This window comes from Microbacterium sp. CJ77 (assembly GCF_002911615.1).
Taxonomy (GTDB): Bacteria; Actinomycetota; Actinomycetes; order Actinomycetales; family Microbacteriaceae; genus Microbacterium.
This window is the reverse complement of record NZ_PQBR01000006.1, coordinates 835185-855413: the sequence shown is the minus strand read 5'-3', so window position 1 is coordinate 855413 and position 20229 is coordinate 835185. Positions and strand designations below refer to the sequence as shown.

At 69.1% G+C, this 20229-nt stretch carries 19 protein-coding genes; 12 read left to right on the top strand and 7 right to left on the bottom strand.

Features of this window, described 5'->3' with window-relative positions:
* The first annotated feature begins 139 nt into the window (after positions 1 to 139).
* A protein-coding gene (locus tag C2868_RS04750) for an IS3 family transposase (protein WP_100813234.1) occupies positions 140 to 1404 on the top strand; the annotation gives its coding sequence in 2 pieces (ribosomal slippage) (positions 140 to 491 and positions 491 to 1404; 1266 coding nt in all).
* 169 nt (positions 1405 to 1573) lie between these two features.
* On the opposite strand, the gene C2868_RS04745 is transcribed toward C2868_RS04750, so the two are convergent.
* Entirely contained in the window at positions 1574 to 2164 is a 591-nt protein-coding gene (locus C2868_RS04745) for a helix-turn-helix domain-containing protein (protein WP_100811385.1), read from the bottom strand.
* A 79-nt stretch (positions 2165 to 2243) separates the two neighbouring features.
* Here C2868_RS04745 and C2868_RS04740 point away from each other — a divergent pair, with 79 nt between their 5' ends.
* The gene (locus C2868_RS04740) at positions 2244 to 3596 is read left to right on the top strand and encodes a bifunctional NAD(P)/FAD-dependent oxidoreductase/class I SAM-dependent methyltransferase (RefSeq protein ID WP_100811128.1); all 1353 of its coding nucleotides are present in this window, start codon (positions 2244 to 2246) and stop codon (positions 3594 to 3596) included.
* 84 nt (positions 3597 to 3680) lie between these two features.
* Positions 3681 to 4487, top strand: coding sequence for a hypothetical protein (locus C2868_RS04735; protein WP_100811129.1), 807 nt, complete (start codon positions 3681 to 3683; stop codon positions 4485 to 4487).
* A gap of 7 nt (positions 4488 to 4494) precedes the next feature.
* On the opposite strand, the gene C2868_RS04730 is transcribed toward C2868_RS04735, so the two are convergent.
* Both C2868_RS04730 and C2868_RS04725 read right to left on the bottom strand, forming a co-directional pair.
* Positions 4495 to 5328, bottom strand: coding sequence for an alpha/beta hydrolase (locus C2868_RS04730; protein ID WP_100811130.1), 834 nt, complete (start codon positions 5326 to 5328; stop codon positions 4495 to 4497).
* 109 nt (positions 5329 to 5437) lie between these two features.
* Complete coding sequence (locus tag C2868_RS04725) at positions 5438 to 6538, bottom strand: LLM class flavin-dependent oxidoreductase (protein WP_157813924.1); 1101 nt, start codon at positions 6536 to 6538, stop codon at positions 5438 to 5440.
* A 166-nt stretch (positions 6539 to 6704) separates the two neighbouring features.
* Between C2868_RS04725 and C2868_RS04720 the strand changes: the two genes are divergently transcribed.
* The 8 genes from C2868_RS04720 (at position 6705) to C2868_RS04685 (ending at position 13140) form a co-directional block, all read left to right on the top strand.
* A complete protein-coding gene (locus C2868_RS04720; RefSeq protein ID WP_181003345.1) occupies positions 6705 to 7211 on the top strand; it encodes a CrcB family protein in 507 nt (168 codons plus the stop codon).
* Entirely contained in the window at positions 7208 to 7588 is a 381-nt protein-coding gene (locus tag C2868_RS04715) for a CrcB family protein (RefSeq protein WP_100811132.1), read from the top strand. The genes C2868_RS04720 and C2868_RS04715 overlap by 4 nt, the downstream gene beginning before the upstream one ends.
* The gene (locus tag C2868_RS04710; RefSeq protein ID WP_181003344.1) at positions 7585 to 8343 is read left to right on the top strand and encodes an AraC family transcriptional regulator; all 759 of its coding nucleotides are present in this window, start codon (positions 7585 to 7587) and stop codon (positions 8341 to 8343) included. The genes C2868_RS04715 and C2868_RS04710 overlap by 4 nt, the downstream gene beginning before the upstream one ends.
* A gap of 103 nt (positions 8344 to 8446) precedes the next feature.
* Positions 8447 to 9442, top strand: a complete 996-nt coding sequence (locus C2868_RS04705; protein WP_100811134.1) for an ABC transporter substrate-binding protein — start codon at positions 8447 to 8449, stop codon at positions 9440 to 9442.
* Complete coding sequence (locus tag C2868_RS04700) at positions 9439 to 10476, top strand: iron ABC transporter permease (protein WP_198519535.1); 1038 nt, start codon at positions 9439 to 9441, stop codon at positions 10474 to 10476. The genes C2868_RS04705 and C2868_RS04700 overlap by 4 nt, the downstream gene beginning before the upstream one ends.
* Complete coding sequence (locus tag C2868_RS04695) at positions 10473 to 11495, top strand: iron chelate uptake ABC transporter family permease subunit (protein ID WP_100811135.1); 1023 nt, start codon at positions 10473 to 10475, stop codon at positions 11493 to 11495. Before C2868_RS04700 ends, C2868_RS04695 begins: the two co-directional genes overlap by 4 nt.
* Positions 11492 to 12337 (top strand): siderophore-interacting protein, encoded by an 846-nt coding sequence (locus C2868_RS04690; protein ID WP_100811136.1) that lies wholly within the window; start codon positions 11492 to 11494, stop codon positions 12335 to 12337. The genes C2868_RS04695 and C2868_RS04690 overlap by 4 nt, the downstream gene beginning before the upstream one ends.
* Positions 12334 to 13140, top strand: coding sequence for an ABC transporter ATP-binding protein (locus C2868_RS04685; RefSeq protein ID WP_100811137.1), 807 nt, complete (start codon positions 12334 to 12336; stop codon positions 13138 to 13140). The genes C2868_RS04690 and C2868_RS04685 overlap by 4 nt, the downstream gene beginning before the upstream one ends.
* A 12-nt stretch (positions 13141 to 13152) precedes the next feature.
* On the opposite strand, the gene C2868_RS04680 is transcribed toward C2868_RS04685, so the two are convergent.
* Complete coding sequence (locus C2868_RS04680) at positions 13153 to 15216, bottom strand: ABC transporter ATP-binding protein (protein ID WP_100811138.1); 2064 nt, start codon at positions 15214 to 15216, stop codon at positions 13153 to 13155.
* Positions 15213 to 16946, bottom strand: coding sequence for an ABC transporter ATP-binding protein (locus C2868_RS04675; protein WP_100811139.1), 1734 nt, complete (start codon positions 16944 to 16946; stop codon positions 15213 to 15215). Before C2868_RS04675 ends, C2868_RS04680 begins: the two co-directional genes overlap by 4 nt.
* Before the next feature lie 383 nt (positions 16947 to 17329).
* On the opposite strand from C2868_RS04675, the gene C2868_RS04670 reads away from it, so the two are divergent.
* Positions 17330 to 17779, top strand: a complete 450-nt coding sequence (locus tag C2868_RS04670) for a universal stress protein (RefSeq protein WP_100811140.1) — start codon at positions 17330 to 17332, stop codon at positions 17777 to 17779.
* Between the two features lie 36 nt (positions 17780 to 17815).
* On the opposite strand, the gene C2868_RS04665 is transcribed toward C2868_RS04670, so the two are convergent.
* Together C2868_RS04665 and C2868_RS04660 are read right to left on the bottom strand one after the other, a co-directional pair.
* Positions 17816 to 18469: a response regulator transcription factor gene (locus C2868_RS04665; RefSeq protein ID WP_100811141.1), complete on the bottom strand. Its 654-nt coding sequence runs from the start codon at positions 18467 to 18469 to the stop codon at positions 17816 to 17818.
* Entirely contained in the window at positions 18466 to 20178 is a 1713-nt protein-coding gene (locus tag C2868_RS04660; protein WP_100811142.1) for a GAF domain-containing protein, read from the bottom strand. Before C2868_RS04660 ends, C2868_RS04665 begins: the two co-directional genes overlap by 4 nt.
* Between the last annotated feature and the right edge of the window lie 51 nt (positions 20179 to 20229).

Below are 20229 nucleotides of genomic sequence, written 5' to 3'. Positions count from 1 at the left end.
TGCGCCCGCACGCCCAGCCACGGAGCCCGCCGAAGTGACCCGTTGTGCGTGTCCGGCCACAGAGTATCTCGGGCCCTGACCCCAGTTCTTGGACACGCTGAATCCAGCATTTTGCTGGGGAAGCGAGATGATCAGAATCATGGTTAGGAAGAACTACTCCGACGGGTTCCGGCGGCAGGCCGTGGACTTGTACGAGTCCACTCCCGGGGCGACGGTGCGTGGCATCGCCGCTGATCTCGGGATCGAGCGCGGCACGTTGCGGCTGTGGCTGGAGCGGCACGGGACGGGCCGGAAGACGGCTGCGGACGGCACCGCCGCGCGCAGCCCGTTCAAGGCGTCGGCGACCTCGCCGACGGCGGATGCGGGGGCGGATGAGACGCCCGCGCAGCGCATCGCACGCCTGGAGGGGCGGGTCGCGCAGCTGGAGGTCGAGCAGGTCAAGCTCGTCACCGAGCGTGAGATCCTGCGGCAGGCGGCCAAGTATTTCGCGGGGGAGACGAACTGGTGAACCGCTTCCAGTTCGTTGAGGACCTCTCAGCCACCTACCCGGTGAAGCGGTTGTGTCAGCTCGTCGAGATCACGAGGTCCTCGTTCTACGCATGGCGGGCCGGCGCCGCCGCCCGGCGGGCGCGCGCCGCGGAGGACGACGTTCTGGCGGGGCGGATCCGCGCCGTCCACGAAGGCGACAACACGATGGGCGCGCCACGGATCACCGCCGAGCTCAATGACGGCGCCGCGCCGTCCGAGCGGGTCAACCGCAAGCGGGTCGCCCGCGTGATGCGAGACAACGAGATCCACGGGTACCAGCGCAAGCGGCGGGTGCGCACCACCGTCCCCGAGCCGTCGGGACAGGTCGTCCCCGACCTGCTGAAACGGGACTTCACCGCCGAGGCGCCGAACCAGCGGTATGTCGGCGACATCACCTATCTGCCGCTGGCTGACGGGCAGAACCTGTATCTGGCGACCGTGATCGACTGCTGCTCGAGACGGCTGGCCGGGTGGGCGGTCGCGGACCACATGCGCAACGAGCTCGTCGAAGATGCGCTGCGTTCGGCGAGGCTGACCCGCGGCAGGCTGACCGGGTCCGTGTTCCACTCGGACCACGGATCGGTCTACACCTCCAAGGCCTACGCGGGACTGTGCAAGCGGCTCGGCGTGACACAGTCCATGGGCGCGGTGGGCACGAGCGCTGACAATGCCCTCGCGGAGGCGTTCAACGCGACGCTCAAGCGCGAGGTCCTGCAAGACCGGGCCGTGTTCGCCGACGAGGCCTCCTGCCGTCGCGAGGTGTTCCGGTGGCTCGTGCGCTACAACAACACCCGCCGCCACTCCTACCTCGGCTACATCGCGCCCGTCGCATTCGAAGCCGAACTCACCGCCGCTACGCTACCGATAGCGGCATAATCCCACCCCGTGTCCAAGAACCGGGGGCAAGGCCCGTCGCCGTGACGGTTGTACCGTGCCCGGTCACTGCGTGTGTCGAAGTGAGCGGTTGTGCCCCGTCACTGTGTGTGTCGAAGTGAGCGACGTGCCCTGTCCGGCCCCGCCGCGCGAGGCTCCGGCGCGCACAGGCTCAGGGAGCGTGAACCTCTGCATCCTTTGCAACCGCAACGGCGCCATGCGTGTGCATGCGCGCGCCCGACTCGTTGAAGATACTGATGATCTGTGCGGGCCGATTGCCCGCGGCACCGATCGCGTGCGGGATGCGGGTGTCGAACTCCGCCGCCTCACCCCGCGAAAGCACGAGATCCTGCTCCCCGAGCCGCAACCTCAATCTTCCCGCGAGGACATACAGCCACTCGTAGCCGTCATGAACACGCAATTCGGCGCATCGGTCCGGATCTGGCGAATACGTGATCTTGTACGTATTCACTGACGAACCCTCGGGCGCGAGCGGTGCGATCACCATGCCATCCCGATGGATCACCGAGCGCCGCACGCGAGGGTCAACGGTCGGCGGAGCGACGAGATCGTCGATCCGTACTCCGAGTTCCCGGGTCAGCGGCACGAGCAACTCGAGACTGGCTTGACGCTTGCCGGACTCGAGTCGCGACAGCGTACTGACCGACATCTGCGAACGCGTGGCCAATTCCTCGAGGGTCCAACCGCGCGCATGGCGGGCGGCCCGTAGCCGTGCTCCGACCTGATCGAGACCGTCCGCCATGTCCATCCCTCACTCGCCGTACTTGCCAATACCGCAAACCCGTTTGCTATTCTGACACGCGCAGCGCCACGCTGGGGTCATGCACAATCACGTCACCGCTTCCGCGAGCGAGCCCTGGGACACGATCATCATCGGCGGGGGCGTCGCCGGCCTCAGCGCCGCACTCATGCTCGGGCGCGCACGCCGCCGCGTCCTCGTCATCGACGCGGGTCAACCGCGCAACCGCTTCGCCTCGCACATGCACGCCGTGCTCGGACACGAGGGGATCGACCCCGCCGAGCTGCTCCGTATCGGCCGCGCCGACGCATCCGCCATCGGTGTCGAGTTCATGGATGCCTCGGTGACACGCGTCGACGACTCGGGCGAACCGGACCCGGGTGACCTGACCGTGACGACCGACGACGGGACGTCGTACGCCGCTCGCACGCTCATCGTTGCGACGGGAATCACCGATCGCCTCCCCGACATCCCCGGGCTGGCCGAACGCTGGGGCACGAGCGTGTTGCACTGCCCCTACTGCCACGGTTGGGAAGTGCGCGACCGGCGCCTGGGCGTGCTCGCAACCTCGCCCATGGCACTCCACCAGGTGCAACTGCTTCGCCAGTGGAGCAACGACGTGGTGCTCTTCGCGGGACTCGTCCCGACCCTCGACGCACCGACACGGACTCGGCTCGGTGCTCGGGGAATCCGGATCGTCGACCAGGCCGTCGTCGAGGTTCTCGGCAGCGGCAACACCCTCACCGGGGTCCGGCTCGAGGACGGGACCGTCGTCGAGATCGACGCGATCTTCACGGGCGGCGCGCCCGAACCGCACGATCGGATGCTCGAGGCCTGGTCGGGGCGCGTCAACGCGACGCTCGAAGCCATCGCGCGCGACCTCGAACCGGGCCGCGCCCTGGACCTCGGATGCGGCGAAGGGGGCGACGCCATCTGGCTCGCCGAGAACGGATGGCACGCTACGGGCGTCGACCTCTCGCCGACCGCGATCGACCGGGCCCGGACGGCTGCCACCGCACGTGGGCTGACCGCGCGTACGACGTTCGTGGTGTCCGACCTGTCGACGTACACCGACACGGACACCGGCACGGATCCGGATGCGAAAACTGACGATTACGATCTGGTCACCGCATCCTTCCTGCAGTCCCCCGTCCACCTGCCGCGCGAGCAGATCCTGCGCGCAGCGACGGAGCTCGTCGCACTGCACGGACGGCTGCTGATCGTCGGGCATGCCGCGCCGCCGGCCTGGGCGCCGCCCGAACACATGCGAGCCGTCGTCTTCCCGACCCCCGAGGGCGACCTCGCGGCACTCCACCTCGACCCGACACGGTGGCAGACGCTCGTCTGCGAGGTACGGGAGCGCGCCGCCACGGCCCCGGACGGCTCGCAGGCCGTTCTGCTCGACAGCGTGGTGCTCGTACAACGCACCTCGTGACGACGGGGCTTGATCACGAGTCCGGACCTGGTGGCGTATCAGAGACGTGATGACGGGTCGGGGCCTGCCCCGTAGCCTGGGAGCATGACTCCTCGCACCGAGAGCACGACACACACCCCGCCCGCCGTTCGGGGCCTGCGACGCGCGGCGATCGTCGTCGTGATCGTGTCGCTGCTGCTGGCCGGGGTGCTCGGGATCGTCGCCCTGCTCTCGGGCGAGTTCGGCGAGACGCAGAGCCGCATCCTGCTCACGACGCTGGCCGTCGCCGCTTTCGGACTCACCGCGCTGTGCCACCTCGCCATCGCCTCGCACCGGTTCCGGGTCGTCGGCTACATCGGCATCGCCGCCAGCGTCGCCGCGCTCGTGCCCGCGCTCGTGCTGATCTGGTCGTGGTTCAACGTCAGCGAAACGACGAGCGAGTGGTTCCGCGCCCTCGGTTTCTTGACGATCCTCGCGGTCACACTCGCGCAGGCCAACCTGCTTCTCCGCTACGCGTCATCAACCCGCGCGATCGTACGCATAGGTCTCGCGATCACGCTGGTCGCTGCGGTGATCGTCGCGATCATGCTGTGGCTGCCGATCCTGACCGACGGCGACATCCCGGGCGCGGACACGGGGTATTGGCGGTTCTTCGGCGTGATCGCGATCGTCGACGTGATCGGAACGATCGCGGTACCGATCATCGGACTCGTCGTGCGGGGACGGCCGGACGACGGCGCGCGACTGATCCTCGACGTCCCGGCCGAGCTCCTCGTCCGCCTCGACGCGGCAGCGGCCGCCTCCGGCAAGGGTCGCGAGGCTACCGCCGTGGACGCGCTGCGGCGCGGGCTGGACGGGCAACCGACCAGTCCGCAGTCCGCGCAAGCCCCGGAAGCCGGACCCACGACCTAGGCTGCCGCTACGCCGAGCCCTTCAGGTGCGCCGCCGTCGCACCGAGGACGGCGGGAGCGTCGAACAGCGGATCCTCGTGGGTCGCTCCGCGCACGAGCAGCATCGACACGGGCGAGCCCGCAGTCAGCAGGACGTCGCGCAGGGCGTCGGAGTGAGATGCGGGAATCAGGGCGTCCTCGTCACCATGGATCAACAGCACGGGACACACGTCGGGCGCCGCGTGGGAGACCGGGCTGGCATCCCGCAGGCGCGCGACCGACTCGTCGTCCTCTTCCTCGCCCAGCCCGAGCAGCATGCGCTCGAAGGGCGGGATCGCCGCGCCGGGCGGCAGAAACGCGGGCATCCGGGCGCCCGGCGAGGCCGGGGCATCCGTCATCAGCGTCAGGTCGGTCGGCGGGAACCACGCGACGACCGCATCGACGACCGCCCCTGCTCCGGCTTCACCGGTCTCTGCCGCTGTCAGGGCCGCCATCAGCGCCACGTGTCCGCCCGCCGAGCAGCCCCAGAGCGCGATGCGTCCCGAGACCGCGACCCCGCGGTCGGCGAACAGGCGCGGGACGGCGTCGATGGCCGCGCGCACGTCGTCGAGCTGTGCCGGCCACCGCGCCTCGCGCGACAGGCGGTACTCGATCGACGCCACCGCGATTCCCGCCCCCGCGACCGGCGCCAGCCTCTCCTCCGCACGATCGGCGCGCGAACCTCGCGCCCATCCTCCGCCGTGCAGGTAGATGGCGACGGTGAGAGGACCGGGGGTGACGACCGGCCAGTGCAGGTCGCATCGCAACTCGCGACCCGCGATCGACGCGTAGATGACGTCCGTCTCTGTGTGCACGGGGTTCATCGGCGGCGTCCCTTCCCGGTCACGGCATCCGTCCCCGTCTCGGTATCGTTCCCCGTCACGGCGTCCCTTCCCAACACGGCATCGCTTCCCAACACGGCATCGCTTCCCATCACGGCGTCGTCACACGGGCATCGGCGGCGCCCGCGAGGGCCACGCGGTCCGTCCCACGAGCGAGGGCATCGGCCGCGGAACGGATGTCCGGCATGATGCCCGCGAAGGCGCGCAGGTTCGACAGGCTCTCGTCCACGTCCATGTCGCCCTGGTAGAGCTGCACCTCGAGCATGTTGGCGTCCACGAGCTCGAGCTGCGCGACGATCTGATCCCGGACGCTTGCGGCCGTGCCGACGATCGCGGTGCCGCGCTCGAGCATGACGGCGCCTTCGAACCCGGCGTCGAAGGTCGAGATGCCGTGGTCGTGCCAGAGGCGCAGAACGCGCGTGGCGTAGAACTCCTGCACCGCGAGGAACCGGTCGCGTGCCGCCGCATCGCTCTCGCCGATCAGCACCGACGTCGTCTGTCCCACCCGTGGCGTGCCGTCGACATGGGCGTTCAGTCGCCCCTCGTCGCCCGCCGCATCTCGCCAGGCGCTCCAGTAGGCGTCGACCGTCTGCACGAACTCCCCCGCGTTCCAACGACCGAGGAAATTGACGGCGTTGCGGCCTGCCCACTCCGCCGTGCGCGGGTTGCTCGAGGCGTACCAGAGCGGCGGGTACGGCTGCTGCACGGGCAGGACCGACAGCGACGCGTGTTCGCGATCGGGATGCTCCGGATGCTTCAGCACACCGGTCGTCCAGGCATCGAGCAGCGCGACCAGGGCCCGGTCGTAGAGGCCGCGCGCCGCGTCATCCGTGACGCCGAAGTACCCCAGCTCGATCGGACTGATCCCGCTGCCGACCCCGAGGTCGACGCGCCCGCCCGAGAGGTGGTCGAGCGTTGCGATCTCCTCGGCCAGGCGCAGGGGTTCGTACGCCGGGAGGACGTAGACCATCGCCCCGATCCGCATCCGCTCGGTGCGTTGGCTGAGTGCCGCGAGGAAGAGGTTCGGTGAGGGGATGACCGACAGGTCGGTGCCGTGGTGCTCGGTCGCGTGGTAGTGCCCGAAGCCCAGGCGTTCGGCCTCGACGGCGAGCCGCAGGCGAGCATCGATCACTTCTCCGGGCGTGCCCCGCCCCAGGTCGAACGAGTCGAAGATGCCGAACTCGAATGTCATGGTGCTCCCTTGCTCCGCGGCGCCGCGTCCCGGCATGGCTTCCGGTGGTCGCGCCTCCTGCGACGATAGCCCGGGACCGGATCGCCGCGGTGCTCCGACTCCCACCGGATGGATGCGTCCGACCGTTCGCGACCCCGTCGTGCATCTGGCAGGATGAGCCCGACACATGAACGGAAACGACGAGGATCTGCCCCTCGATCCCGACCTCGATGCAGCGGAGTCGGCAAGCGGTGCACCGCGACCCATCCACCTTCGTCCGAGCGCCCTTCTGCTGGTGTTCGCGGGCGGCACGCTCGGCACCGCGGCTCGCGAGGCCCTGAGCCTGACGTTCCCGCCCATCGACGGCATCCCGTACGCCATTCTCGCGGTCAATATCACCGGCGCCCTTCTGCTGGGCCTGTTGCTCGAGTCCCTCGTGCGCCGCGGCCCCGATCACGGCGGCCGTCGACGCGTGCGCCTGTTGGTCGGCACGGGCGTGATGGGCGGCTTCACGACGTACAGCGCCCTCGCCGCCGACACGGCGCGTCTGATCGGCTCGGGCTCGCCCGCACCCGGTCTGGCGTACGGCGTCGGAACCGTGCTGATCGGTGCGGTCGCGACCTGGGCGGGGATCGCCATCGCGGCCGCGTTCCACCGACGCACGCTCGGCGTCGCGACCGAGGACGACCGGTGACCCCCCTGATCTTCGCGCTCGTCGCCCTCGCGGGCGGCCTGGGTGCGGCAGCGCGACTCGCGCTCGACGGCATCATCCGCACCCGCGTTTCGAGCGCTTTCCCCTGGGCGACGATCATCATCAACGTCACTGGGTCACTGCTGCTCGGAGTCCTCGCGGGACTCGCGGCGGGTCACCTGGTCTCGGATGCCTCGTACGCGATCGTCGGCGCGGGGTTCCTCGGCGGATACACGACGTTCTCGACGGCGAGCTTCGAGACCGTGCGCCTGCTCCAGGAACGCAAGTGGCTGGCGGGCGCCGTCAACGGCCTCGGCGTGCTGGCAGCCACGACGCTCGCAGCGGCACTCGGCGTGTGGATCGGCGGCACCCTCTCGTGACGCCCACCCCCGAACCGTCGCTGCTGTCGGTCGAGATCGTCACCCCGCGGCTTCCCTCGGAGGGGCAGTTCTGGCCCGAGCACACCCACGACGCGCATGAACTGCTGTCGGCCATCACACAGGGCATCACGGTGGCAACCGAGCACGCCATCCACGTACTGCCCCGCGGTTCGGCGATCTGGCTCCCCGCGGGATGCCCCCACGCTGTTCGTGCGGGGGCGGGCAACACGATGCGGTGCACGTGGTTCGAGACATCCGCCCTGCCCGACGCCCTCACGCAGCCGACGGTTCTGACGACCTCGGCCCTGCTCGATGGCGTGCTCCGTCACCTCGACGCAGAGCGCAGGCCTGACCGACGCGAGCGCGCGGAGGCATTCGCGCTCGACCTGCTCAGCGTGGATGCGCAGGCCGATACCGGACTGCCGCAGCCGAGCACCCATTGGCTGCGGGATGTCACGACGACTCTGGCCGCGTCGCCGCGCGACAATCGCACGGTCGAGCAATGGGCGGCGTCGTGTGCCGTCAGCGTGCGGACCTTCACCCGGCGCTTCCAGGCCGAGACGGGCATGGCCTTCTCGGAGTGGCGCACCCGCCTGCGCGTGCAGGCGGCGATGGCCGACCTCGCGGCCGGAAGCGCGGTCGCGTCCGTGGCGCGGAGTGTGGGCTTCGAGTCACCGTCCGCCTTCACGACGGCGTTCCGACGGGAGACCGGCGTCACCCCCCTTGCTTTCGTCCGAGGCAGTCGGGCATCCTGACCGAATCGCGAGACTACTCGACCCGTTGGCGCAGGATTTCGGCCTGACTCGGTCGTCACCATCTTCGATAATTAGGTAACCCTTACCTAATCGAGGAGTACCCGTGCCCATCTCCCGTCGAATCGGGGCGTTCGTCGCCCTGGCCGCGACCCTCGCGCTCGTCACCGGCTGCGCATCCGACGCCGGCTCCCCCGCCGCGAACACCGACTCGAACACCGACTCCAGCGAGACGTTCACCATGACGACCGTCTACGGTGACGTCGAGGTCCCCGCTTCCGCCGACCGGATCGCCGCCGTCTCGTACGACACCCCGTGGCAACTGATGTCGCTCGACGTCCAGCCGATCGCGACGATCGACTACTCGAGGTGGCTCGACAGCTACACGCCCGAGCAGCAGGCGTTCATCGCGGATGCCGCCAACATCGGTACCTTCGGCGAAGTCAACTTCGAGGCGCTGGCCTCCGCCACGCCCGACCTGATCATCGGCGATGCGTACGAGGTCGACGAGGCGACGTTCGAACGCCTGAGCGACATCGCACCCACCGTCATCCTGGGCGGCGGCGCACGCGGCGACTGGCAGTCGCTGACAAAGCAGGCTGCCGAGGCCACGGGCACCACCGCGGTCTGGGAGGCGAGCAAGACGGCCTATGAAGAACTGCGCGACAGCACCAGGGAGAAGTACGCCGACGTGATCGAGAAGAACGTGTGGATCAACTTCTCGTTCGGCGACGAGGCCGGTCAGTTCTCGGTGCAGCTCCCCACCGGCTCGACCGGCAACCTGGTCGTCAATGAGATGGGTCTGGCCTATGGCCCGGGCGCTCAGATCGAAGACGCCGAGCGACGCGGCTACGTCGCGCTCCCGCTCGAGCAACTGCCGACCGTGTTCGATGGTGTGACGCAGGCGCTCACGTTCGCCGCGACCGACGGGGTGATACCCACGGGCATCCAAGAGATCATCGACTCGAACATCTTCCAGACTCTGGACGTCGCGAAGTCGGGCAACATCTACGCCCTGACGTCGTCGGTCACCGACTACGAGACCGCGCAGGATTGGATCGACGAGCTGACCGAGAAGGTGCTGGAGCCCCTCAGCGAGTGACCACGTCCACCCTGCGGAGCGCAGAGGAGGGTCGTCGCACCGCGCGGCGGCCCTCCCCGCTCGTCATCCTCCCGATCGGGGTGGCCCTGATCCTGGCACTCTCGCTCGCCACCCTCTGCGTCGGAACCCCGATGCTCTCGCCGGTCGAGGCGCTGTCGCTGCTCATCTCGCCCGACGGGTCGCAGACGGCGATCGTCGTGCAGACCCTCCGGCTCCCCCGCGCGGTCCTGGCGATCGGGGTGGGAGCCGCACTCGCGGTCGCCGGGGTCGTGATGCAGGCCCTGACCCGCAACCCCCTCGCCGATCCGGGAATCCTCGGCGTCAACGCGGGCGCGTCCTTCGCGGTCGTCTTCGCCTTCGTGGTGCTCGGCGTGGAGGCCTTCGACCAGACGCTCTGGTTCGCCTTCGCGGGGGCAGCCGCGGCGAGCGTCGTGGTCGCCCTGCTCGGCGCGGTCGGCACGAGCACCTCGATCGCGCGACTCGCCCTCGCCGGTGTCGCCGTCGGCGCCGTGCTGTCGGGGTTCACGCAGGCGCTCAGCCTCGTCGATCCCGGCGACTACTCCCGTATCCGCGTGTGGGAGGCCGGCTCACTGGCGGCACGGGATCTCTCGAGCTCGCTCATCGCCCTCGCGGCGATCGCCGTGGGCCTGATCATCGCCTTCGGCAGCGGCCGCGGCCTCAATCTCCTCGTGCTGGGCGAAGACGCCGCGCATACCCTCGGCGCTCGGGTTTCGCGCGTGCGCGGCCTCGCGTTCGTGTGCATCGTCCTGCTGTGTGGCGCGGCGACCGCGGCGGTCGGGCCCGTGGCGTTCGTGGGGCTGCTCGTGCCGCATGCCCTGCGGCGGTTCACGGGCGCCGACCAGCCCCGCGCCCTGCTCTACAGCTCCCTCGGGGGCCCGGTGCTGATCCTCGCCTCGGACCTGATCGCCCGGCTGGTCATCGCGCCGCGCGAGCTGCCGCTCGGGGTCGTCACGGCGTTTCTCGGTGCGCCCATGCTGATCGTCCTCGTGCAGAGACGACGGAGGGGCCGGTGAACGTGCGATCCCTGACCCGGGCGGATCCGGCGCTCGGGCGCCGACGCATCCTCGCGTGGTCCGTCGTCTCGCTGCTGCTGGCGGCGGTGACCGCGGGCACACTCACCCTCGGCGAGCTCGGGATCCCGATCGGTGACGCGCTGCGTGCCCTGTTCGGACGGGGTGAACCCGGCATCGTCCTGGTCGTGCAGGAGTGGCGACTCCCCCGGGCGCTGCTCGGCATCGCGGTCGGTGCCATGCTCGCTCTCTCGGGTGCCCTGTTCCAGATCGTGACCCGCAACCCGTTGGGCAGCCCCGACATCCTCGGCTTCTCGACCGGGGCGTTCACCGGGGTGCTGCTCGTGATGAACGCCGGCGCGGTGAGCGTGCTGACCCTGACCACCAGCGCATTCGCCGGGGGACTCGCCGCGGCCGTCCTCGCCTTCGCTCTCAGCAGCAGGGCCGGTGTACACGGGTTCGCACTCGTCGTGACGGGCATCGCGGTCACGGCCATGCTGTCGGCCGTGAACACCGTGCTCGTCCTGCGCTCGGACGACCTCGTCGCTCTGTCGGCCGCGATCTGGGCGACGGGCTCACTCAACGGCGTGGACGCGCAGTGGCTGGTTCCGGCGATCCTGACGCTCGCCGTCACGGGCGCCATCGCGGCGGGGATGGCCCGGGCGCTCGTCGCGTACGAGCTCGGCGACGAGCGCGCCGCCGCCCTCGGTGCGCGTCCCGCGGCCACCCGCTGGGGCGCGATGATCCTCGGGGTCGCCCTGATCGCGGTGGCGACCGCGATCACGGGGCCCATCGGGTTCGTCGCCCTCGCCGCCCCGCAGATCGCGCGGCGGCTGTGGCGATCCGGGACGATCCCGCTCGGCGCGTCGGCCCTGACGGGGGCCCTGCTCCTGTGTCTGAGCGACCTCATCTCGGCGCGGCTGTTCGCACCCACGATCATTCCGACCGGTCTCGTCACGGTGAGCATCGGCGGCATCTACCTGGCGTGGCTGTTGACCACGCGCGAAAGGACGACTCGATGACTGAGACTGCAGCCCTGCACCGGGGCCGGGTCATCCGGCGCCAGATCGTGACCCCGCACATGGTGCGGGTGACGGTCTCCGACATCATCCCCGCCGACGGGGTACCGCCGAGGTTCGGCGTGCACGCGGACGAGTTCTTCGCACTCGTGGTGCCCTCTCGCGATGGCGAACCCGTGCCCCGGTACTACACGGCGCGGGCGTGGCGACCGGAGGTCGGCGAGCTCGACATCGATCTGCTGCTGCACGGCGAGGGCCCCGCGACCGAATGGGCCGGGCGCGCAGAGATCGGCGACGAGGTCGCGTTCGACGAGCCGCGCGGGCACTACCGGCCTCCGGCGGATTCGGAGTGGATCGGACTGTGCGGCGGCGCGACGGCTCTTCCCGCGATCGGGCGCATCATGCAGGAACGGTACGAGGCGACGGATGCCTCGGCATCCGCTCGCGTCCACGTCGTGCTGAGCGTCGACGACCCCGCCGACCGGCAGGACTTCCCCCTCCGCGACGGCGACACGGTGCGCTGGGTCGAGGCCGACGCTCTCGTGCCCGAGACCCTCGTCCGCGCCGAGGCCGATCCCGACACTCCGGGATATCTCTGGTTCGCGGGCGAGGCCAGCGACATGCGCGCCGTGCGCCATCGCCTGCGCCGCGAACTGCGCCGCCCCACCGACCGTTGGACGACGATGGGCTACTGGCGCCGCGATCGTGATCGCTGGCTCGCGCGGTACGAGGCCGCGGGCGAGGCGTTCCACCGGCGGCTCGAAGAGGTCTACGCGTCGACGGACGACGACGATACGCAAGCCGACCGCGCGGAAGAGCTGCTCGCCGAGAAGGGGCTGCTGTGAGCGCCGGATCTCAGCCGACGGACGCGCTCGGCCTGCGTTCGGTGAGCATCGCGTACGACCGTCACCGGACCGTGGTCGACGCGCTCAACCTCGACATCCGCGCCGGAGAGTTCGTCGCCATCGTCGGCCCGAACGGCTGCGGCAAGTCCACGCTCCTGCGCGCGATCGCCCGTCTGATGCGTCCGGCATCCGGCACGATCATGCTCGACGGTCGCGATCTGCGCGACCGGACTCCTCGAGAACTCGCGCGGGAGCTCGGGATGCTCCCGCAGAGCAACGTCGCCCCCGAGGGGGTGCGCGTCGTGGACCTGATCGCGCGGGGACGATACCCGCACCGCGGTGCCTTCGCAGCGTGGACGCCGGACGACGAGACGGCGGTGCGGCGCGCGATGGAGTCGACGGGTGTCGTCGACCTCGCCGCGCGCGACATCGACACACTGTCGGGCGGGCAGCGTCAGCGGGTCTGGCTCGCGATGGCGCTCGCGCAGGACACGGGCGTGCTGCTGCTCGACGAGCCGACGACCTACCTCGACATCGCGCACCAGATGGACGCGATGGAGCTCTTCCGTCGCGTGAATCGCGAGCAGGGCCGCACGATCATCGCCGTGTTGCACGACCTGAACCACGCGGCGCGGTATGCCGACCGGCTCATCGCGCTGCGCGACGGTCACGTGGTGATCGACGGACCGCCCACGGAGGTCCTGACGGCGGACGCCGTCGAGCGGGTCTTCGACCTGCCGTGCCGCGTGATCGAAGACCCCGAGACGCATACCCCGCTGGTCATTGCGCGTGCGCGCGGCTGAACGGACGTCGAGTCAGCGCTCCGGCTCCGGCTCCGGCACGACGTCCTCGCCGAGGACCTGCACGGCTCCCGTCAACGGATCCTGCTCCACCTCTTCGCTCATGGGTGCGTCGAACTGGGCGTTGTAGAGACGCCAGTATGCGCCCCGCGCGGCGAGGAGCTCGGCGTGGTTGCCCTGCTCGACGATCGACCCGCTCTCCATCACCAGGATCATGTCGGCGTCGCGGATCGTCGAGAGGCGGTGGGCGATCACGAACGCCGTGCGATTCTCGCGCAGTCGTGACATCGCCCGCTGGATGAGCAGCTCGGTGCGCGTGTCGACAGAGGACGTCGCCTCGTCGAGGATCAGCAGCCGGGGGTCGGCCAGGAACGCGCGAGCGATCGTGATCAGCTGCCGCTCCCCCATGCTCAGGTTCGTCGCCTCGTCGTCCAGCTGGGTGTCGTAGCCGTCCGGCAGCATGTGCACGAACCTGTCGACATAGGCGGCGGATGCGGCGGCCACCAGGTCTTCCTCGCTCGCCTCGGGGCGACCGTAGAGGATGTTCTCGCGGATCGTTCCGGCGAAGAGCCACGTGTCCTGAAGCACCATGCCGGTGCGGGAACGCAGGTCGTCGCGCGTCATCCGGCGCGTGTCGACCGCGTCGCCCTCCGCCGTGCCGAGAGCGATCGACCCCTCATCCACGTCGTAGAAGCGCATGATCAGGTTGACCAGCGTCGTCTTGCCGGCCCCGGTCGGCCCGACGATCGCCACCGTGCTGCCCGGTTGGGCCGTCAGGTTCAGCCCCTCGATGAGGGGCTTGTCGGGCGTGTACCGGAACGACACATCCCGGAACTCCAGCTCGCTGGCCGATTCGGGAACCGTCTCGGCATCGTCGGGGTCGGCGCTCTGCTCGTCCTCGTCGAGCAGCTCGAACACGCGCTCCGCGCTCGCGACCCCGGACTGCAGCAGGTTCGCCATCGAGCCGAGCTGGCTGAGCGGCTGACTGAACTGACGCGAGTACTGGATGAACGCCTGGACGTCTCCGATCGAGATCATCCCGGCCGCGACCTGCAGCCCGCCGACGACCGCGATCGCGACGTACACGAGGTTGCCGACGAACATCATGCTGGGCATGATGATGCCCGAGACGAACTGGGCCCCGAAGCTCGCCCGGTACACGCGGGCGTTCTCATCGCCGAACGCCGCCTCGACCTCGCCCCGGTGTCCGAAGACCTTCACGAGGGCGTGCCCGGAGTAGGTCTCCTCCACGCGCGCATTGAGGACGCCGGTCTGCTTCCACTGCTCGACGAACAGCTTCTGCGACCGTCGCGCCACCAGCACGGTGATCACGATCGTCAGCGGGATCGTCACGAGCGCGATCAGGGCGAGCACCGGTGAGATCAGGAACATCATCAGCAGCACGCCGACCACGGTCAGGAGCGACGTGATCACCTGCGAGAGCGTCTGCTGCAGCGACTGCCCGATGTTGTCGACGTCATTGGTCACGCGGCTCAGCAGATCACCTCGCTGCACGCGGTCGAAGTAGCTGAGCGGCAGACGGTGGATCTTGTCCTCGACCTGCAGGCGCAGACGATGCATCGCGCGCTGCACGACCCCGTTGAGGATGCGCGCCTGGAAGAGCGCGAAGACGCTCCCGAAGACGTACACGGCGAGCACGAGCAGCAGGATCTGACTCAGCTGGACGAAGTCGACCCCGGCACCGGGGACGAAGTCCATCGTCCGCAGCATGTCGGCCTGCTGGGTCTGACCGGCCGCCACGAGCTGGTCGATAACCTGCTGCTTGGTCGTACCGGAGGTGAACTGCAGCGACGTGAATCCCGAGAACACGATGTTCGTGCCCTCACCGAGCAGCTTCGGCCCCGTGACCATGAGACCGACGCTGAGCACCCCCAGCACGATCACGAGCACGAGGCGTGCCCTGTCCTGCCGGAGGGTGCCGAGCAGGCGTTTGGCGGACGCCCCGAAGTTCAGGGGCTTCGCGACGGGCCCGGCCATGCCGCCCATCGGCCCACGTCCGCCCATGGGTCCGCGCGGCGGGGGTGCCGTGGTGGTCGACGTGGCGGCGCGATCGCTCATGCCGAAGCCTCCACGCTCTCCTGCGACTCGACGATCTCGCGATACGTCTCGTTCGTCTCCAGCAGCTCGGCGTGTCTCCCGATTCCCACGACCTCGCCGTGATCGAGGACGACGATCTGGTCGGCGTCGCGGATGGTGCTGACGCGCTGGGCGACGACCAGGCGCGTCGCGTTCGGGACGCGAGCCGTCAACTCGCGCCGGAGCGTCGCATCGGTAGCCACGTCGAGCGCCGAGAACGAGTCATCGAACACATAGATGTCGGGGCGTTTCACCAGCGCCCGCGCGATCGCCAGACGCTGGCGCTGACCGCCGGACACGTTGACACCGCCCTGCGCGATCGGCTCATCCAGGCCGAGCGGCATCGCCTCCACGAAGTCGCGTGCCTGGGCGATCTCCAGAGCCCACCACAGGTCCTCGTCGCTCGCTTCGGCATTGCCGTAACGCAGGTTCGAGGCCACGGTTCCCGAGAACAGGAACGCGCGCTGCGGCATCAGACCGATCATCTTCCAGAGCGCGTCGGGGTCCCACTCGCGTACATCGATCCCCCCGACGCGCACGGCCCCCGCGGTCGCGTCGAAGAGCCGGGGGACGAGTCCGACCAGCGTGGACTTGCCCGCGCCGGTCGATCCGATGATCGCCGTGGTGGTTCCGGGTGCGACACGGAATCGGATGCCCTTCAGCACCGGTTCCGCCGCACCGGGGTACGAGAATTCGACGTCGTCGAACACGATGTCGGCCGAGACGGACCCGGGGTGGACGGGCGACGCCGCCGTCACCACGGACGAGTCCGTCGCGAGCACCTCGCCGATGCGATTGGCGCTGACCGCGGCGCGCGGGATCATCACGAACATGAACGTCGCCATCATGACGCCCATGAGGATCTGCATGAGGTACTGCAGGAACGCGAACAGCGTGCCGATCTGCGCCTCGCCCGCCTGCACCTGGAACGCGCCGAACCAGATGACGGCGACGCTGGAAACATTCAGGACGAGCATGACGACGGGGAACATCAGCGCCATCAGGTTGCCGGCTCGCAGACCCGATTCGGCGACGCCCGCGCTCGCCCCGCGGAAACGTGCGCGCTCCTCGTCCTCACGGACGAAGGCGCGGATGACGCGGATGCCGGTCAGCTGCTCCCGCATGATCTGGTTGACGCGATCGATGCGCTTCTGCATGGCCTGGAAGTACGGCACCATGCGCACGATGATGAGGCTGACCGCGATCAACAGCACCGGGATGCTCACCGCCATCAGCCACGACAACCCGACGTCCTGCCGGATGGCGAGCACGACGCCGCCGATCGCGAGGATCGGGGCCGAGACCATCAGCGTGGCCGTGACCTGCACGAGCATCTGCACCTGCTGCACGTCGTTCGTGTTGCGGGTGATCAGCGACGGGGTGCCGAACTGGCCGACCTCGCGCTGCGAGAAGCCGACCACGCGGTGGAACAGCGCGGCGCGCAGGTCGCGTCCCATGCCCATCGCGAGCTTCGACCCGAAATAGACCGCGGCGATCGCACACGCGACCTGCGCCAGCGTGATGCCGAGCATGAGTGCGCCGATCGACCAGATGTAGGGGATGTCACCCGTGACCACGCCGTTGTCGATGATGTCCGCGTTGAGCGTCGGCAGCAGCAGCGACGCGATCGACTGTCCCAGCTGGAACAGGATCACGGCGACCAGGAGGGGCCACGCGGGCCGCAGGTGGCGGACCAAGAGGGACCAGAGCACTGTCAGACCTTCCTGCGGGCGGTTTCGGGTACGTCCCCGGAGACACGTCGCAACCCGGGGAACTCTAGCGCTGCCCGCACCATTCTGCACGCGGGGACGTGCGTCGTCCCGGCCACGCGCGGGACCTTTGGCCCTGCTCCGCAGATGGGGGCGGCGAGAGCATGAAACGAGCGACCGTGGAGAATCCGCCTCCCGCGAGCAGACGAAAGGACCATGTCATGGAATCGACCGCACACACCAACGCAGCGCCCTCGCAGATCGACCCGGCGAGCCTGTTCCTGCCGCCGACGCAACCGCTGGACCTGACGCACCTGTTCGCGCACTCCGCGGCCCGCTGACGGGCCGGCCCCGCACTGTAGGCATCATCCCGAAAGGAAGAGACCATGGTCACCAGCACAGAGCCGAAGCCGATCGTCGTCGGCGTCGACGGATCGGCCAGTTCGATCGAGGCGCTGCGGAAGGCGGCGGAGCTCGCTCGGATGATGGATGTTCCCCTCGAAGCGGTGACGGCGTGGCAGTTTCCCGTCACGTACGACGCCTCCTTCGCGACCGGAGACTGGTCGCCCGAGGGCGACGCGGAGGACATCCTGACCGAGGCCATCGAACAGGCGTTTCCGGAGGGTCGGCCGGAGGGGCTGCGAACGTCGATCCGTCCCGGCCCGGTGGCCGCATCCCTCATCGACATGAGCGATCATGCGTCGATGCTCGTCCTGGGCAGCCGCGGTCGGGGCGGGTTCGTGGGGCTCCTCCTCGGATCGGTCAGCGCGACATGCGCTCAGCACGCGCGGTGTCCGGTGCTGATCATGCACGAGCCCAAGAAGGCCGCCGCGTGAGCCGAGACGGGTACGCGACGGCTGGGCGTGCGGTCCTCACGGACCGACGTTCCCCCAGCCTTTGCGTTCGGCCCCATAGACCGCGACCTGGGTACGTCGCTCCATGCCGAGCTTCGCGAGCAACCCGCTGACGTAGTTCTTGACGGTCTTCTCGGCGATCCCGAGGCGCTCGCCGATCTCGCGGTTGGTCATCCCCTCGGCGATCAGGCCGAGGATCTGACTCTCCCGCAACGACAGACCCGGGTCGATCGACCCCTGACGCGGCTCCTTGTCGGGGTGCAGCGTCCGCGCCGCGCGCAGCATGACATCGGCAGCCTGGATCGTGCCCCCCGACGCAGCCTGCCGGACCGCGTCGACGATCGAGCCGCCCCGCACGTTCTTGATGACATACCCGCTCGCGCCGGCCAGGACCGCGGACCGCAACGCCTCGTCGTCGTCATAGGCGGTCAGGATCAGGCACTTCACGCTGGGGTGCGCGGAGCGGATGTCGCGACACAGGTCGATACCGCTTCCATCGGGCAGACGAACATCCAGTACAGCGACGTCGGGACGCGTGGCTTCGATGCGGCGCATCGCTTCGTCGACACTGCCCGCCTCGCCGACGACCTCGAGGTCGTGCTCGGCGTCGATCAGCTGGGCCACGCCACGTCGCACGATCTCGTGGTCGTCCACGACGAAAACTCGGGTCATTGCGAGACTTCTTCCGATGATTCGACCGGATTCGACGGTTCGAGGGGAACGCGCCAGTGCACGACCGTACCCGATTGTCCGGGCTGTCGCGACGAGACGATGTCGCACGAACCCGAGCGCAGCCGCGCGCGCTCGGTGATATTGGCCAGGCCGCTCCGTACGACACCCTCGGCGATGCCGACGCCGTCATCCGAAACGGTCAGCTCCACCTGATCGTCGACGATCTGGACCACCACGCTCACGGTCTCGGCATCCGCGTGTTTCGCGATATTGGTCAACAGTTCTCGTACCACCGCGACGAGGTCATCGTCGAGACGGCCCGCGATGACGTTGTCCAGGGCACCCATGAAGGCGACTCGCACGGGCATGGGCCACGAGTCGCTCACCTCGGCAACGACGTCCAGGATGCGATCGCGGAACGATTTCTTGCCGCGTCGGTCGCCGCTCCCGAGTGCGAAGATCGCGGAGCGGATGTCCTTGATCGCGGCGTCGATCACGTCGATCTGGGTTTCGATGGCTTCGGATGCCGCGGGGTCCACGGTCGCCGAGACCGCTTGGAGCGAAAGACCCGCACCGAACAGCCGCTGGATCACGTGATCGTGCAGGTCGCGGGCGATCCGCGCCCGATCGCGCGTCGTCTCGGCGCGCTTGCGATCCTCGCGAGCGCGCACGATCTCGAGCGCGATGCTCGCCTGGGCCGCGAACGCGAACGCCATCTCGAGGTCGGCCTCGGTGAACGAGCGCCCGTCGGGCGCGCGCGAAACCATCAGCACGCCCAGCGCCTCGTCCCCCGCGAACAGCGGGATCGCGACCGTCGGACCGAGCACCGGTTGCCCCTCGAACATCGTCCCCGCGGGCTCACGGTCGATGCTGAGGGCCTGCCGCGTGCGCAGGGCGCGTCCCGTCAGGGTGCCATCGGCCTCGTACGTGTGAGCCTGCAGCTCCGCCGCCGACAGTCCGTACACGGTGGAGAGGACGAGTCGGTCGGTGCCGTCCGGAATGGCAACCGCCACCAGGTCGGCATCTATGAGCGCGGCCACGCGTGCCGCGATCACGTCGAGCACGTTCGCCCCGTCGACGTCGAGCATCGCCGACATCACATCCGCGATCGTCGCGTTCCACAGCTCTCGCGTGCGCGCGGCGTCGTACATGCGGGCGTTCTCGATCGCGATCCCGGCCGTCGCTGCCAGGGCGACGACGAGCTCTTCGTCTGCGGCGCTGAACGCGCCACGGACGGCCTCGGTCAGGTACAGGTTTCCGTAGACCTGCTCGCCGACGCGCACCGGCACGCCGAGGAACGAATCCATCACAGGGTGGTTCGCGGGGAATCCGACCGATCGAGGTTCGGCGCCGAGGTGCGGAACACGGATCGGTTCCCGGTCGGTGATCACCGCCCCCAGAACGCCGCGACCGACCGGCAGATGGCCGATGCGTTCGACGGAGGGCGCATCGATTCCGACATGGATGAACCGTTCGAGCCCCCCGTCCTGACCGATGACGCCCAGGGCACCGTACCGAGCGCCGACGAGGGTCATTCCAGCCTCGACGATCCGACGCAGAACGACCTCGAGGTCGAGCCGCTCGACGAGGGATGTGCTGGCGATCAGCAGATCCGACAGCCGCTGATCCGACAGCGCCTCGAATGGGCTCGCCAAAGAATCCTCGGTCGGTGAATCCGTGTCGTTCGAGGGAACCGTGTCGTCAGTCATACGCGCCTCCCGGCGTTGGACGCTGTTCGCAACCCTACCGACGACGCGGTC